11 protein-coding genes are annotated in these 15,924 nt (G+C 49.4%); 8 read left to right on the top strand and 3 right to left on the bottom strand.

The window, feature by feature from the left end:
• Positions 1 to 181: 181 nt before the first annotated feature.
• From H70357_RS28410 to H70357_RS28400, 3 genes are all read left to right on the top strand, one after another.
• On the top strand, positions 182 to 1,666 hold the full coding sequence (locus H70357_RS28410) for a glycoside hydrolase family 32 protein (RefSeq protein ID WP_038596300.1): 1,485 nt from the start codon (positions 182 to 184) through the stop codon (positions 1,664 to 1,666).
• An 18-nt stretch (positions 1,667 to 1,684) separates the two neighbouring features.
• Entirely contained in the window at positions 1,685 to 2,575 is an 891-nt protein-coding gene (locus H70357_RS28405; protein WP_038596298.1) for an ROK family protein, read from the top strand.
• Between the two features lie 97 nt (positions 2,576 to 2,672).
• A complete protein-coding gene (locus H70357_RS28400) occupies positions 2,673 to 6,476 on the top strand; it encodes a GH32 C-terminal domain-containing protein (RefSeq protein ID WP_052092305.1) in 3,804 nt (1,267 codons plus the stop codon).
• Between the two features lie 106 nt (positions 6,477 to 6,582).
• Here H70357_RS28400 and H70357_RS36115 read toward each other — a convergent pair whose 3' ends face one another.
• Together H70357_RS36115 and H70357_RS28395 are read right to left on the bottom strand one after the other, a co-directional pair.
• A complete protein-coding gene (locus tag H70357_RS36115; RefSeq protein ID WP_156130957.1) occupies positions 6,583 to 6,726 on the bottom strand; it encodes a hypothetical protein in 144 nt (47 codons plus the stop codon).
• 74 nt (positions 6,727 to 6,800) lie between these two features.
• On the bottom strand, positions 6,801 to 7,274 hold the full coding sequence (locus tag H70357_RS28395; RefSeq protein ID WP_038596296.1) for a DUF2798 domain-containing protein: 474 nt from the start codon (positions 7,272 to 7,274) through the stop codon (positions 6,801 to 6,803).
• A 137-nt stretch (positions 7,275 to 7,411) separates the two neighbouring features.
• Between H70357_RS28395 and H70357_RS28390 the strand changes: the two genes are divergently transcribed.
• Positions 7,412 to 7,828: a MarR family winged helix-turn-helix transcriptional regulator gene (locus H70357_RS28390; RefSeq protein ID WP_038596294.1), complete on the top strand. Its 417-nt coding sequence runs from the start codon at positions 7,412 to 7,414 to the stop codon at positions 7,826 to 7,828.
• 743 nt (positions 7,829 to 8,571) lie between these two features.
• Positions 8,572 to 10,818, top strand: a complete 2,247-nt coding sequence (locus H70357_RS28380) for an AraC family transcriptional regulator (RefSeq protein WP_038596289.1) — start codon at positions 8,572 to 8,574, stop codon at positions 10,816 to 10,818.
• A 94-nt stretch (positions 10,819 to 10,912) separates the two neighbouring features.
• Here the strand turns inward: H70357_RS28380 and H70357_RS28375 are convergent, their stop codons facing one another.
• Positions 10,913 to 11,797 carry a carbohydrate ABC transporter permease gene (locus H70357_RS28375; RefSeq protein ID WP_038596286.1) on the bottom strand — a complete coding sequence of 295 codons (885 nt, stop codon included), beginning with the start codon at positions 11,795 to 11,797 and terminating at the stop codon, positions 10,913 to 10,915.
• A gap of 295 nt (positions 11,798 to 12,092) precedes the next feature.
• On the opposite strand from H70357_RS28375, the gene H70357_RS28370 reads away from it, so the two are divergent.
• The 3 genes from H70357_RS28370 to H70357_RS28360 all read left to right on the top strand — a co-directional run bounded on the left by H70357_RS28370 (position 12,093) and on the right by H70357_RS28360 (position 15,924).
• The gene (locus tag H70357_RS28370) at positions 12,093 to 13,034 is read left to right on the top strand and encodes an ABC transporter permease (RefSeq protein ID WP_038600712.1); all 942 of its coding nucleotides are present in this window, start codon (positions 12,093 to 12,095) and stop codon (positions 13,032 to 13,034) included.
• Positions 13,035 to 13,119: 85 nt separating this feature from the next.
• Entirely contained in the window at positions 13,120 to 14,667 is a 1,548-nt protein-coding gene (locus tag H70357_RS28365) for an extracellular solute-binding protein (protein ID WP_038596283.1), read from the top strand.
• 102 nt (positions 14,668 to 14,769) lie between these two features.
• On the top strand, positions 14,770 to 15,924 hold the full coding sequence (locus tag H70357_RS28360; RefSeq protein WP_038596281.1) for a glycoside hydrolase family 88/105 protein: 1,155 nt from the start codon (positions 14,770 to 14,772) through the stop codon (positions 15,922 to 15,924).

Here is a 15,924-nt window from a genome sequence, read left to right as displayed (position 1 = left end):
CCGTAGGAAAGCGCGCTTCGAAAGCATAAGCAGTCTTCGGATTTCAACCGCGGACAGCGGTCATAATCAAGAAATCCGAAGACAACAGCGGCCGGAAGTCCAAATATTCTCCGTAGTTGCGACTGAACCTTTACTCTAAACTTTTCAGTTCAAGCTATATAGGAGCAAAGGAGAAATCATAATGTCAGCTATTACAAAACAAAACTACCGGGGTGCCTATCATTTTTCACCCAAAGAAAAGTGGATGAACGATCCAAACGGCTTGGTATATTTCGAGGGAGAATATCATTTGTTCTTTCAGCATCATCCCGGCGGAATGACCATGGGGGACATGCATTGGGGCCATGCGGTCAGTAAGGATCTGGTGACCTGGGAAGAGCTGCCGATCGCACTGGTGCCGGATGAACTGGGGATGATTTTCTCGGGAAGCGCCGTTGTCGACTGGAATAACACGACAGGATTTTTTGAGGATCAGCCAGGGCTGGTGGCCATTTTTACCCATCACTTAGACATGCCGGAAGGACAACCTGCCGTTCAGCGTCAAAGTCTGGCCTATAGCAAGGACAAAGGCAGAACCTGGACCAAATACGAAGGGAATCCGGTGCTTGAACATGATACCTTCATTGATTTCCGTGATCCCAAGGTGTTCTGGAACAAAGAGAAGAGTAGATGGGTGATGATCGTAGCCTGTGGTCAAACGGTAGGTCTGTATCATTCCCCTGATCTGATCAACTGGACCTTTGCCAGCGAATTCGGCGAGGGCATCGGATCGCATGACGGTGTGTGGGAGTGCCCGGATTTGTTCCAGCTGGCTGTTGACGGAACCAAATCGGATACCAAATGGGTAATGCTCGTCAGTATTGGTGCAGATCCCGCCTTTGAGGAAGGCTCAAGAACGCAATATTTCACGGGTGACTTTGACGGAGCGGTATTTACTCCTGACGAAGAGTCCCGGAGCATCCGCTGGCTGGATCACGGCAGAGATAATTATGCCGGTGTGAGCTGGTCCGATCTGCCCGAGGAAGACGGAAGACGGCTGTTTATCGGCTGGATGAGCAACTGGATGTATGCCGGTCAGACGCCGGCGGAAGGGTTCCGCGGAGCAATGACGATTCCCCGGGAGCTTTATCTGGAGTTAAGGAACGGGCAAACTACGCTCATTCAGAAGCCTGCAAAAGAACTGGAAGCCGCACGTACCCCGGTCCTTTCCCTGAAAAATGTCTCTGTTCAAGAAATTAATGCAGCCTGTGCCAAGCTTCATCTTGAGGCTTACGTTATTGAGGCGGAGGTTGCTCATGGGACATCTGCCGGCTTTAAAGTAAAGGCAGGTGCACAGCAGCAAACCATGGTCGGGATTGATGCGCAGACGGAAGAATTGTATGTAGACCGGACAGCCTCCGGGAAGCATGATTTCCACAAGTTGTTCCCGGGACGCCACTCAGCGAAGCTTGCGGCACCGGGTACAGCCTATGATCTGCATATTTATGTGGACCGTTCCTCCGTTGAAGCGTTCTGTGGTGGAGGCCAGGCAGTCATTACAGATCTCATTTTCCCTGAATCCGAATCTACCGGTCTTGCTGCGTTTGCCGACAATGAAGAGGACTTGTTCCTTTCGCTGGATATCTACAATCTGGCTTCATCTACCGCAAACGGCAGCAACCAGTAACCGGGAGGGTTAAGTGACATGCGTATAGGAGCGATTGAAGCAGGCGGGACGAAATTCGTATGCGGGATCGGGGATGAAAACGGGAGATTTGAACATCGGATCAGCTTTCCGACCGAACATCCGGATCAGACCTTGCCCAGAGTCATAGAGTATTTTCAAGACAAAGGGGTAGAAGCGATGGGGATTGGATCATTTGGTCCAATTGACATCCGCCAAGACAGCCCGACCTACGGTTACGTTACGACAACACCTAAGCCGGGGTGGGGGAATTACGATCTGCTCGGGACTTTAAAGCAAGCCTTTCCGGTCCCGTTCGGCTTCGACACTGACGTGAATGCAGCTGTATATGGCGAGGTAAAATGGGGGGCTGCTCAAGGCCTGTCAAGCTGCTTGTACATTACGGTAGGCACGGGCGTTGGTATCGGCGTGTATTCGGAAGGCCAATTAGTTCATGGTCTTGTACATCCTGAGGGCGGGCATCTGTTGACGAGGCGCCATCCTGAAGATGATTTCGTTGGTAGTTGTCCTTACCATGGGGACTGCCTCGAAGGGATGGCGGCAGGTCCTGCTATTGAAGCCAGATGGGGGAAGAAAGGCCACGAGCTTCCGGTGGATCATAGAGCCTGGAAGATGGAAGCCTTCTACATCGCCCAGTCCATAACGGATGCTATTCTACTGCTCTCTCCGCAAAAAATAATTTTGGGCGGCGGGGTTATGCAGCAGCCGCAGCTGTACCCGCTCATCCGGGAGGCTGTGCTCCTGAACCTGAACGGATATGTCAGTTCAAGTGCCATACTGGACCATATGGAGGAGTACATTGTTTCTCCGGGCCTTGGCCAGCAGGCGGGGTTAGGCGGGGCTCTGGCATTGGGACTCACAGCATGGAATAATCGAGTTTCTTCTATATAATACAGCAAAAGATAAGGCCGGCCAGTTATGATGCGTAATTGGCCGGCCTTGCTCTTAGTAAGAGCGACATATCATTTACAGGAAGAGAGGGTAAAGGATGAACCGGAAATCAAAATTTACACTAACCATTCTGTTGGCTGCGGGAGTCATGATAACTTCAACAGGGATTGTTGCCGTTAATGAGGATACAGTCTGGGCCGCACCGGCAGAGCAGAAGTCCGGCAGACTGATAAAGGAGGGGCTTTCTATTTCTGAAACCGTTACCAAAACAGCTACAAACTTGACGGGATGGCGAACAGCCGGGAAAGGCAAGCTGGAGGATACATCAGAAGGGCTTCTGCTGACATCCGATCCTGAAGAAAAAGTGCTGGCGATTTCCGAAACGTCAGCAGATGATTTTATATATGAGGCTGATGTCATGATCAAGGACCGGCAGCCGGAGGCTGCGCTGCTTTTCCGTTCCAGCGGGGAGGGTCAGCGTTCATACATGCTGCAAATCGTACCGGATGCCGGACTTATCCGCTTAAAAGACGGAAGCAGCGGAGAAGGCAAATTGCATGAGGAACGTAAGGTTTCCCTGGTACAAGGTGAAATCTACCATCTTAAAGTGAAAGCGGAAGGGGCCCTACTGAAAGTGTATTGGGGGAATCAATACAAGCCTGTGATTGATATCCAGGACAATGCACATCTCTCCGGACGGCTTGGACTCCAGGTCTCGGGTGGAGCGGCCTTGTTCCAAAACATTAACGTAAGTGATCTGAAGGGGAATCTGGATACGGTGCTGGCAAGTCAGGGACAGTGGCAGCCGGATATCAGCGGTAAAAAAGGGATCTCTGTAAATCAGAGCAAGGCGCTGCAGATCTATAGCAGGCAAGCTGCTGATCTGGTGTATGAAGGAGTGATCTCATTTCGTTCCGCTGCTGTTGCAGGCCTGGCCTTCCGTTCCTCTTCTGACGGTGCGAAGGGATATGAAGCCTCTCTTGGGAAAGAAGGGAATCAGGTACATGTCACTTTAACAAAAGCAAACGGCACAGTAATTGCCAGTTCCAAGCGGACTTATCCGAGTCCAGCGGGGGCAAAACATGCGCTGGAAGTGCATGCGAAGGGGAACCGGATTCAGATTTTCGTGGACGGGTATACTCCGGCAGCAATAGATGTTAACGACAGTTCTTACGCTACCGGATACGCCGGACTTGTCGTAAATCATGGAACCGCTTACTTTCAGGACACCTATGTTACGGACGCTGGCAGTTACAATAATGAAAAATACCGGCCCCAGTATCATTATACGCCGATCCGCGGGGCCGTTAGTGATCCGAACGGGCTTGTCTATTTCGAAGGGGAATATCATCTCTTTCATCAGGATGGAGGCACATGGGCTCATGCCGTCAGCAAAGATATGCTGAACTGGAAACGCCTGCCGATTGCCCTTCCATGGAATGAGTACGGACATGTCTGGTCCGGGTCTGCTGTGGCAGATTTGAAGAATGCCTCCGGTATGTTCTCGGATTCAGGCGGCAAAGGCCTCCTTGCCTACTACACCTCCTTTAATCCGGATGCCTCTAACGGCAACCAGCGTATAGGTCTGGCCTACAGCAAGGATCAGGGACGGACATGGGAAACTGCCAAGGATCTTCCAATTGTCATTGAGAACCCCGGAAAGAACGGAGAAGAACCCGGGGGATGGGACTTCCGTGATCCCAAGGTGATCCGTGATGAGGAGAATAATCGCTGGGTCATGGTGGTATCGGGCGGTGATCATATCCGCTTTTTCACATCAACTAATTTGCTCGACTGGACGTTGACCGATAATTGGGGTTATGGGGATTATGTCCGTGGAGGGGTGTGGGAATGCCCCGACTTGTTTCCGCTTACTGTACAGGGAACGACAGAGAAGAAATGGGTTCTAATGATTAGTACAGGAGCGAACCCGGCAACAGGGGGTTCAGATGCGGAATATTTTGTAGGGAGCCTGACTAAGGAAGGTAAATTCGTGAACGACAACCCGGCTGGAACCGTATTGAGGACAGACGCCGGCAAGGAGTTTTATGCATCCATGTCTTTCTCGGATATGCAAGACGGCCGCAGAGTCATGCTGGCTTGGATGTCCAACTGGGATTACCCCTTCGCCTTTCCCACATCTAACTGGAAGGGAGAGCTGACGATCCCGAGAGAAGTTACCCTAATCAACACCCAAGACGGAATTCGTCTGGCCCAGAGTCCGGTGAAGGAGCTGGAATCCCTGCGCAGTGAACTCTATTCCGCAGCTAACAAGGTGGTCGGTCCTTCTTCTCCTAATCTGCTGAAAGGCATGACCTCAGGTGCCTATGAAATTGAAGCTACCCTGGAGATTCCCGCCGGCAGCAGTGTATCGGAGTTCGGCTTCAATGTACGTGAGGGAGCGGATCAGAAGACAGTTGTAGGCTATAAGCCGGGCGGGAGCACTATGTTTGTGGACCGCTCTCTTTCCGGGGAAACAGATTTCTCCAGCCTGTTCAGTGCGAGACATGAAACGAAAATGCCGACAGAGAACGGCCAAATCAAGCTGCGGATTCTGGTGGATGAATCTTCGGTTGAGGTTTTTGTAAATGGAGGGAAGTCCGTGTTCTCCGAGGTCATTTTTCCGGACCCGGCCAGCAGGGCAATGAGTTTCTATAGCAAGGGCGGCAATGTGAAGGTTGTTTCTCTGAAAGTCTATAAGCTTGGATCGGTATGGAATCCTGAGTCGGGTTCGGCAACCCGGATTGTGCTGGATACCAGTGACCGTGAACTGGGGGTTGGGCAAAGCGAAACAGTGCAGGTGATCGTAGAAAACGGACCCGGCAACGGCGCCCAGCCGCTGAAGTGGAAGTCCAGCAATGAAGAGGCCGTAATCATAAAGGCGGCAGGCAATTCCCGTGTAACCCTTGAGGCGAAAAAAGCGGGCGAGTCTATCATTACAGTATCTACACCGAATGGAAAGGCATCCGCAAGTTTTGATGTGAAAGTGTTCGGCGGAACATTTCATACCAACCTCAGCGGCTGGACGCAAGATGTGTCCAAGGCTTCTTGGCTAGTTAGCGGGGATGGAATTCGCGGAAGTCACTCCAGCGACGCAAATTATGTTGCTGAGGAGAAGGCGGGAAACTTCTCGTATGAAGCCGAGATGAAACTTGGCAAGTCGGGAGGTGCAGGCTCCCTTCTGTTCCGTGCAAGTCCGGACGGACGCAGCGGCTATTACTTGAATCTGGATCCTAATATGAAGGCAATCCGTCTGTTCTACAAAATCGATGGACGTTTTGAAGAACGGCAGGTTCTGGCGAAGGTTCCAGCCTTCATTCTGCCGGACCGGACGTATAGTTTAAAGATACAAGCGGACGGACCTCATATTGTGGTGTATCTGGGCGGGCAGAAAATAATAGATCTGAAGGACGGAACCTTTGCAGCAGGCCATTTTGGACTTCATGTCTTCGGCGGATCTGTCTCCTACCAGAATGTTAATGTGAACGGGGTAGCAGCGGAGAACTTGATAACATCAAGCCTGGTGAACGAAACGTTCCGGAAATCCATTTATACAGCAAATCCGGTGAAGGGTGAAGCCGTAACGGTCCGGGATGCAAATGAGATATCTGATCAGAAGTGGGTATTCGTGCCGACGGGAGATGACGCTGATTCCTACTCGATCCGTACGGCCTCGGGTCAAGCCCTTGATCTGAACACAGAACACAATTCAATTCAGCTTTATGCTTATCTGGGTTACAATAATCAGCGCTGGATCATCCATAAGAATGGGGATGGTTCAGCTGCCATCCTCTCTGTCCATAATCAGTTGGCGCTGGCTGTCTCTGAGGATGGCTCGAAGCTGACGTTAGAGGCTCCTCAAACCGGTGAAGCCCGTCAACAATGGCTTATTGAGTTTTGAATGTATATTCAGCGCAGTAGACATTACTTGTAATGCGTTAAACAGTCCCGATGCAGATCAAAGGCATCGGGACTGTTTTTATTGCTGGAAAGCAAGGATAGAGAATTTAAATTTGCTTGCCGTTTTCGCCCTTTATCTCCTTGCGCAGAAGGAGGGATTCGGCATAGGTAATCATGGCCTGAAGGAAAAGGATGAGCACAAGCACCACGACTAGAATAACAAGAGAGACACCGTCCTTTTTGTTAAGCATGACGGATATCCTTTCTTGAAATGCTCTGAATATATACCCATTATTAGCCAAGGTGCCGGGCAATTAAGCAAAGCCTATGCGCTTTGCACAGCACTGTTTACCGGGTAGATCCTGGTGAACAGGAAACGGGTTAGCGGCCCTACAACAATCAGCTGTAGCGGCAGGGCGCAAATGATGTTCAGTCCGGCAGTGGACAGATAGTGACGGAGGAAGTTGTCTCCGAATCCGTAGTGTGCTAGTGTGCCATATAGGGACATGCAGAGCACCATACCGCAGACCATGAAGAAGGAAATGAACAGCACCTTTTTAATCATAGGATCGGCCGGTTTAACCAATCTAAAGGCCAGACCTTTGGCCGCTTTACTGACGATGACAACATCACAGAATAAGGCGACGACGAGTGCAGGAAGTAGACCGATCGCAACATCACGGAATAAGGTATGGGTTAAGCCAGTGTTTAACATCACGTTGTAAAAGCTCATTCCTACGACCATCAACACGCACATCATACAGGTGAATACTAAAGCTTCTTTCTTGTTTCTGCCCATTGCTCTAACTCCCTTAACATTTAAGTTTTTCAAACTTCACTCATAGTATCAGTGGGCGGAAATATTGTCAACTTAGTTGACAGAAATGCAATCTGATTGTTTATCTTAATTGTATCTTTATATTGGGGGCCTTTTTTATGAAAGACTATATTCTTGGTTTGAACTTAATAGATTTAGTCAGTGAGAAGCATAATGCTCTGCGGGAAAAAGTAAATGAAACCAGCGGTGAGCAGCTGAACAAGACTGAGACACATATTCTGGCGAAGCTGGAGCTGCATGGCATGCTCACAATTTCGGAGATCAGCAGGCAGATCAGCATTTCCCGCCAGGGTGCGCAAAAAACGATTAACGTTCTGCTGGCTGAAGGATATGTAGAAACCGCCGTGGTAGAAGGGAACTCCCGTGACAAGCATATTGTGCTAACACCTAAAGGTATTGCGGTCTGCCGGAGCATGCTGGAGATCAAGCAGAGCATCGAGGCGGAGATCGCCGCCAAAATTGGCCGGGACCAGGTGGAAACGTTGAGAAAGCTGCTTACGGAGGATTGGCTCTGAGATTGTAAGGGGCTGCTGAGGAGCTGAGGAACTGAGGTTCTGGGATTCTGGGATTCTGAGGTTCTAAGCGCTCAGGCTTCTAGTTTCTAAAGTGCGCAAATTAGTTCAAGATGAAACGTGCATTGGGGGGCGCTGTAAGTTGTAACGGACTGAGGAGACGCTATTGTCCCGAAAAACGCCAATTATTGATACAAGCGGACCGCAGAGACGTTATTTCAGCAAAAATACAGCTGCCGCGCAGTAAAATAAGCACACTAGGTCGCTGGGGTCCGCAAGACTCCGCCATTAGCCCGATTTCAGCAAATAGCTTCTCTGGAGTCCGTTACGAGGATAATGGTGGCGGGGAAGGCAGTTTGGTCACCAGCAGAGTAAGCGCAGCTGTCCGCCCTCCCGAAGGATTTCCAAAGAAACCCCGCCCGGGAGCCTATGGAGATTTCGGGTTCAAACGTACAACGCCGCGCATCAAGGATCTGAGTGCTCTGATCCAATTCTCAACTGCTCGCGAAGCCGGAGGTGTGAATCCGATAAATAATTTTTTTCGGATTAGATGAGTTCGATAAATCGAGGTTCCCGGTGGCTTACGGTGAGCCTTTTTGTTTTGGGCGGGTTGTTTCCTTTTCCTGTCTAGGCAGGCAAGAAGCTTGCAAGTTTCAGCGGGTGTTATGCACACGTTAAAAATCCTTGGATTTCGATTCATGAAAACGCTATAATTGAAAATGATTACTTATTGAAGGAGCCTATCTATGAAAAAGGGCAGGATGTTTTATAAGATTTTTATTCCGATTCTGGTATTGGGCATCGGCCTCGTCATCAGCTTCGGCAGCTATATTTATTTGACGACGATTCATTCGGTTATTGATAGTGTTGCCAGCGGCAAGCAGAGTCTAATCACCCAAATCAAAAATACGCTGGAGCAGAAAATTAAAACCATAGAGTATGCCTTCAATACTTACAGTACGACCAGTTCCTTCAGCGAGGTCGTCAACAATCCGATGACAGAGGAGGACTTTCAGGCGTACCGGGATATCAATTCCCAGCTCAACTATATCGCTACGATGGGGATGGATGTCGGCGTAAAATATTCGCTGATCAGTCTGGTGCAAGACTGGAAAATTTCTGATGGAAGCCTTTCTCTTCTAACAGAGGAAAATCGGAAGAACCTGTACGAAAGTTATATCAACAATCAGAACAAGGGATTGTTCTGGATCAAGACGGATAAAGGAATCCGTTTTGTGAATACGCTTCCTGTATTCTCTCAGAACAAGCAGGCGATTGGCCTAGCCGATATTTCGCTGCAGACACTGCGGAATATTCTGCAGACGGAGGACAACACCACAGTGTTCATTCTGAACCGGCAGGGTGAACTGCTGTATGAATCGGCAACCGGGAAGAACCTGTTGACCAGCGGGCAAATGCAACGCATCACCAATATTGCCGAGAATGAAAGCCAGACTGGGACAGTAGCCCTGGAGAAAGCCAATTATCAAAAGGTTGAAGCCATTTATGCCAAATCTTCTTATAATAATTGGATTTATGTCACGCTTCTGGACCAGCAGGAAATCTCCGATGCCCTGGCCACGACCCGTTTCGGCTTAATCATCCTGGGAGTGGTGATCACCCTGCTAATTGTTGTGGTGGCCTATGTAATCTCCGTGCATTTCACCAAGCCGATCCGCCAGATTCAGCGCAGGCTGGCGGTCAGCACCCAGCCGGAGGACAAGAATGAGATCGACTGGATTATCAATTCAATTGATACGATTCTGTCGGAGAAGGAAAGTCTGGAGGGACTTTTGGAGTCAGAATTGCCGCAGCTGGAAACGCAGTTTATGCTGAACCTGTTCCGCAGCCGGATTACCGCCGAAGAGCTGGAGCTTAATATGTCCCGCTTCGGTTATTCCCCCACGGAGGATTCAGTGTATTCCACGATGCTGATCCAGCTTGATAATTACGGGGAACGGCAGGCAAGCGACAAGGATCTGCTGCTTGTCGCAGTCAACAAGCTGGTGGAGGAATTGATTCCGAAAGCGCGGAGAATGATTCCGATCTTGCTGAATGACCGGACGCAGGCAACCATTCTGATCTATGAGGGAATGAATGAGCAGGAACACCGGAAGCAAGCGCTCGAGGATGCGAAGAAAATTATCAAAACAGTCAGGGATATCCTGAAGCTGTCAGTCAGTGTCGGCATTAGTAATCTCTATCAGGATTTGGCCTCCAGCAAGGAAGCCTGCGAAATGAGCAAGCAGGCGCTGCATCATCGTCTGAATCTGGGCAAAGAGTCGATTATCTTTTATGAAGATATAGCAACGGTTATTTCAGGTCCTGTCCTGCTGCATTATCCGGTAGAACTGGAATCACAGCTGTTCGACGCCATCCGGCTCGGGGATGAGGAGCTGGTATCGCGATCCTTGTACCCGCTTCTTGGCGAAATGATGAAGTATAGCAAGAACCCGCTCAATTTCGAAGTTACCCTGATCCGGTTCGTGAATAATCTGATTCAGCTGGAACAATTGATTGGCGTAGAGGTGCTGCTGACTCAGGACAATTATGCCTTGTATCACCGGCTGCTGGATATCCGCAATCCGGAGGAGATTGAACGCATTCTGGTGAATGAAGTCATCCGGCCGATGGTAACCAGCATGAAGGAGAAGACGACCCGCCAATTCCGCAGCCTCTCCGACCAGATTGCCGCCATTGTGCGCGCCGAATTTGATCAGGAGCTGTCGCTGGAGATTATCGGCGAGCGTCTGCATTACAGTCCGAACTATTTGAGCAGCATCTTCAAGAAGGAATTTGGTGTAACCTTCAGTGAATATGTCATGAACTACCGGCTGGAAATGGCCAAGAAATGGCTGGTGGAGAGCGAGATGACCATTAAGGAGATTGCTGAGCGGTTGCAATATCATAATCCACAGAACTTCATCCGCTCCTTCCGCAAGAAGGAGCATGTGACACCCGGTGCATACCGCGCAATGAAACAGGACAAGTAGGCGGTGGAATAGACGAAAACAGCCAGTCTCCGGTTGCCGGAGACTGGCTGTTTTCGTTGCTTGTAGGTTGTGAGAAGGCGAAGCTTATAGCATATCAGCCTTTTACCGCGCCCAGCAGTGCACCTTTCGTGAAGTGCTTCTGCACAAACGGATAAGCAATCAGCATCGGAACGGTGGCAACAACGATAACTGCCATCTTGATCGTTTGTGGAGGAGGAATGACATCGACTGAAGTATTCTCTCCCTGCATCCCGCTGGAGACGATAACAATCTGGCGCAGCAGCACCTGAATCGGCCATTTCACAGAGTCTGTGATATATAGAAGGGCGGTAGTGTAAGTGTTCCAGTAAGCCACCCCGTAGAACAGGGAGAGGGTCGCAATCGAAGGCAGCGCAAGCGGCAGCATGATTTTGAGGAATACGCCAAAATCATTAGAGCCGTCGATCTTGGCTGACTCCTCCAGACTGTCCGGAAGCGCCTGGAAGAAGTTGCGCATGATGATCAGGTTAAAGGCATTGATGGCCACAGGAAAAATCAGCGACCAGTAAGAATCAATGAGTCCGAAATATTTAACAACGAGGAAGGTAGGGATCATACCGCCGCTGAACAGCATGGAGAACACCACAACAAAATTGATGAGGTTTCTTCCATATAAATATCTGCGGGATAATCCGTAGGCCATCAGAGCTGTAAGAACCATACTTACCACCGTACCTACCAGAGTGACTCCAATGGATACGGACAGGCCTTTAAAGATCGTGGATGTTGACAGGATATAGCGGTAAGCATCCAGGGAGAAGGTGGTCGGGAACAGAATGAATCTCTTCTCCACTACTTCCTGTGTTGAGGCAAAGGAACTGGCAAATACATTGATAAAGGGTAAAAGACAGATGAGTGAAATGAGTGACAGCAGGGTGGTGTTTACTATGGTAAACAGCCGGTTGCCCAGAGATTCTTTTTTGAATGATGATTGCGCCATACGGTTTTCCTCCTTGTAATCGTTTCAATGAAACTTTATCAGGGGTGCTGTATTCCGTATATAATCATTAGCAATGGCTTTATTTAGGTTAGAAAAACGGGTTGATAGGGGGCATGATCTTTATGTATTATAGTAATCCCATTAAGGGGTAGAAGCTAAAAAAACAGCATAACAGCGCGGTTCGAGCCTCCTTCGTAACTAATGATTATATACGTAATCAGCAAATGACCGTAATCTGGGAATCGTAAAGAAACGCGATCAAGGAGGCCGAACATTGAAAGAGGCAAATGTCACTATGGAGTTGAACGCTGTGCCGGTGAGGAGAAAGCGAACCCCGCACAGCCTGCTGAGTTTAAAAAGACACAAGCTATTGTATCTGATGATACTGCCGGGATTTTTGTATTTTGTAATTTTTAAGTACCTGCCTATGGGCGGAATGATTATCGCCTTTCAGGATTATCAGCCGTATCTGGGCATCACGGGAAGTCCTTGGGTGGGGTTCAAGCATTTCGTCCGTTTGTTTACGGAACCAACCTTCTTTATGCTGCTGCGCAATACACTCATCTTGTTTGCGCTAAATATTGTAATCTTTTTCCCGCTGCCGATTATTCTGGCGCTGATGCTGAATGAGGTCCGGAACAAAATGTTCAAAAGTGTGGTTCAGACCATCATTTATATCCCGCATTTCCTGTCATGGGTTATCATTGTCTCCATTACTTATGTATTCATGAATGTGGACGGCGGGGTACTGAATGAGATGATTGCCGCGATGGGCGGACAGAAGATCAGCTTCCTGACTTCGCCAGAGTGGCTGCGCACCGTGTATATCGGACAGATCATCTGGAAAGAGCTTGGCTGGTCGACCATTATCTATCTGGCAGCCATTACTGTAGTAGATACCCAATTATATGAGGCTGCGGAGATGGATGGTGCAGGGAGATTGCGCAAAACCTGGCATATCACGTTGCCGGCGATTCGCCCGGTAATCATCACCTTGCTGATTCTGAAAATCGGACATACGCTGGATCTTGGATTTGAGCACATGTATCTCTTAATCAACTCCCTGAACCGCGAAGCTGGCGAAATCTTCGATACTTATATATACACCGCCGGTCTCAAGAATGGTCAATTGAGCTTCAGTACTACTGTCGGCCTGTTCAAAGGCGTGGTTGGTCTCGTCCTTGTCATGCTGTCAAACAAGCTGGCTAAGAAGGTCGGAGAAGACGGCGTATATTAAGCAATACACACTGAATTCAACCTCCGCCTTCTTGGCGGGGGTGGAAGATACAGCAACACCATTATGTATAAAAGGGGTAGTGTACATGAATCGCAATTACAAGAAGCTTGCAGCTTTGATGTTGTGCAGCGGGCTTATGCTCACAGCTTGCGGGGGCAACAACAATAACGCTAATAACGGCCAGGCTGAAGCTACGAATGCAGGGGCAAATTCATCCGGAGCAGCCGAAACGACTGCCAAAGCCAAGATTAGCTGGATGAACATGCTGCATACGGCATCACCGCCAACAGACACTGTACTGAACAAAATTGAAGAATTGACGAATACGGAAATTGAATTCTCCTGGGTTCCGGATCCATCCAAAGAAGAACGCATCAATACCGCACTCGCTTCTGATTCCCTCGCGGATATGGTCACCCTGACGATCCTGGATAACTCTTCGGTCCGCAATGCCTTGAAAGCGGGCGTGTTCTGGGAAGTGAGTCCTTATCTGGATGAATTCCCGAATCTGGCGGCGATCTCCCAGGAAACCCGGACTTCGGCCTCGATCGAAGGAAAGCTATATGGCATCCCGTTCCAGAAAGCGGTAGCCAGAAATGGTGTCGTTATCCGCAAGGACTGGCTGGATAAACTGGGTCTAGCAGTGCCGAAGACTACAGACGAACTGATGGAAGTTGCGAAAGCGTTTACGGAGAAGGACCCGGACGGCAACGGCAAAAAGGATACAACCGGCTTTATGGACCGCAGCGACCTCGTCTACGGAGCGTTCAAAACATTAGGCTCTTACTTCGGAACACCAAACATCTGGGCTGTGGATGATGCGGGCAAGATGACACCGGAGTTCGATACGGAATCTTACATTAAAACCATGGATTATATGAAAGCTTTGTATGAAGGCGGCTACATCAACCAAGACTTTGCCGTAACGGCCAAAACCGACCAGCAGCAGAACTTTGCACAAGGTAGAGCCGGAATTTATGTAGGTGCTCTGTTTGACAGCAAAAACCTGATGAAAATGTCCAAGGGTATCCAGGATAACATGGAGCTGGTTATGGTCAATGACATCACCTCAACGGGCAATGAAGCGGACCGTGCGATTTGGGCGGGCGCCAACGGCATCGGCGGCTTGCTGTCCTTCCCGAAATCGGAAGTTAAGGATGAGAAAGAGCTGAAGCGTATTCTGCAATTTGTGAACGATACCATGAGCGATGAAATCTACGCCCTCATGACTTACGGTATTCAGGATGTTCATTATACGGTGGATGCCGATATGGCTGTTACTATTAAAGATGCCGATCTTTGGCAGCAGGAAGTGCAGCCGTTCGCGTCCTCCCGTGTAAAAGAAACCGGATATAAGATTCATGATTCCGATCCGCTCAAGGTTGAAGCCGAGCGGCTGATCGAAGAAAATGCCAAGTATGGGGTACTTAATCCTGCCTTTTCGCTGGAATCCGAGACCCACACAACCCAAGGCTCTGAGCTGACAAAGATTGTTACGGATGCCACCTATAAATATATTCTCGGTAAAATCGACTTGAACGGCTATAAGTCCGAGATTGAAAAGTGGAAGAAATCAGGCGGCAGCAAGATTATTACCGAATACGAAGCTGCTTACAAAGCAGTTAACCCTTAATGCAGCGAAAGCTGCCGGAACTATGAATTAAGCATAGCAAAGAGGTCCTATCCGCCGATGATGGCGGATAGGACCGTATTTTATCCAACCAAGGAGGAACACATGGCAAACACGAATAAATCTTCAGCAAACTTGAACTGGGCTGTAAAGATGGCGGATTCCATCATGGAACGGACGCCTAGATTATATGAGGACAAAGGGTATAAGGGCAAGTGGTCTTATGATTACGGTGTTATTCTGAAGGGCTTCGAACTGCTGTGGAAACAGACCGGTGAAGCGAAGTATTACCATTATATTCAGGAAAACATGGACTATTTCATCGGGGAAGACGGTTCAGTGAAGGGCTACCGGCTCGAAGAATACAATATTGATCATCTCAATAACGGAAAGCTGCTGTTCGTTCTTCACCGGGAAACAGGCCAGGAGAAATACAAAAAGGCAGCCGCATTGTTAAGAAAGCAAATCACAGCGCATCCCCGGACCTCGGAAGGTGCATTTTGGCATAAAAAAATTTATCCCTACCAAATCTGGCTTGATGGCTTGTATATGGGATCACCCTTCTATCTGGAGCATTTGCTCGCCTTCGAAGAAGGGAAAGGTCTGGAAGATGTAACCCGCCAGTTCATCCTTTGTGCGCGCCATACCAAGGACGAACACACGGGACTCTTGTATCATGCCTGGGATGAACAGCGTGTTCAGCCGTGGTGCGATCCTGAAACCGGACTGTCACCGAATTTCTGGGGGCGCTCCCTGGGCTGGTATGTGATGGCGCTGGCCGATGTGCTTGAGATGCTTCCTGCCGAACATACCGATTACGGCACGCTGGTGAGTATTCTTCAAGATACGCTCTCCACTTTGCGCAAGTATCAGGATCAAGACAGCGGGGTATGGTATCAGGTTGTCAATGAGGGTGGACGCAAAGGCAACTATTTGGAGGCCTCCGCTTCCAGCATGATTACCTATGCGATCGCCAAGGGCATCCGGCTTGGTCTGCTGGATAATAGCTGGCTCGAAACGCTGGATCGCGCCTATCAGGGGCTGATCGCGGAATTTGTGCTTGTGACGAACAGCGGCTGGGCTAACTTGAACAAAAACTGCCAAGTCGCCGGACTCGGCGGGGATGACCGGAGAGACGGCAGCTACGCCTACTATATCAGTGAGCCGATCATCACCAATGATCAAAAAGGGCTTGGCGCATTCCTGCTCGCTTGCGGGGAGTACGAATTCCTGCAGCGTCCGGCCGCCGGGAAGGAATAG

Source organism: Paenibacillus sp. FSL H7-0357 (genome assembly GCF_000758525.1).
GTDB lineage: Bacteria > Bacillota > Bacilli > Paenibacillales > Paenibacillaceae > Paenibacillus_AQ.
Note: the sequence above shows the minus strand (reverse complement) of the source record. Positions and strands in the feature narration are given on the sequence as shown.

Bases quoted from the DNA above. Each gene is read 5' to 3' on its own strand.
- H70357_RS28410 (WP_038596300.1), top strand. From the start codon at position 182: ATGTCAGCTATTACAAAACAAAACTACCGGGGTGCCTATCATTTTTCA.
- H70357_RS28405 (WP_038596298.1), top strand. From the start codon at position 1,685: ATGCGTATAGGAGCGATTGAAGCAGGCGGGACGAAATTCGTATGCGGG.
- H70357_RS28400 (WP_052092305.1), top strand. From the start codon at position 2,673: ATGAACCGGAAATCAAAATTTACACTAACCATTCTGTTGGCTGCGGGA.
- H70357_RS36115 (WP_156130957.1), bottom strand. From the start codon at position 6,726: ATGCTTAACAAAAAGGACGGTGTCTCTCTTGTTATTCTAGTCGTGGTG.
- H70357_RS28395 (WP_038596296.1), bottom strand. From the start codon at position 7,274: ATGGGCAGAAACAAGAAAGAAGCTTTAGTATTCACCTGTATGATGTGC.
- H70357_RS28390 (WP_038596294.1), top strand. From the start codon at position 7,412: ATGAAAGACTATATTCTTGGTTTGAACTTAATAGATTTAGTCAGTGAG.
- H70357_RS28380 (WP_038596289.1), top strand. From the start codon at position 8,572: ATGAAAAAGGGCAGGATGTTTTATAAGATTTTTATTCCGATTCTGGTA.
- H70357_RS28375 (WP_038596286.1), bottom strand. From the start codon at position 11,797: ATGGCGCAATCATCATTCAAAAAAGAATCTCTGGGCAACCGGCTGTTT.
- H70357_RS28370 (WP_038600712.1), top strand. From the start codon at position 12,093: ATGGAGTTGAACGCTGTGCCGGTGAGGAGAAAGCGAACCCCGCACAGC.
- H70357_RS28365 (WP_038596283.1), top strand. From the start codon at position 13,120: ATGAATCGCAATTACAAGAAGCTTGCAGCTTTGATGTTGTGCAGCGGG.
- H70357_RS28360 (WP_038596281.1), top strand. From the start codon at position 14,770: ATGGCAAACACGAATAAATCTTCAGCAAACTTGAACTGGGCTGTAAAG.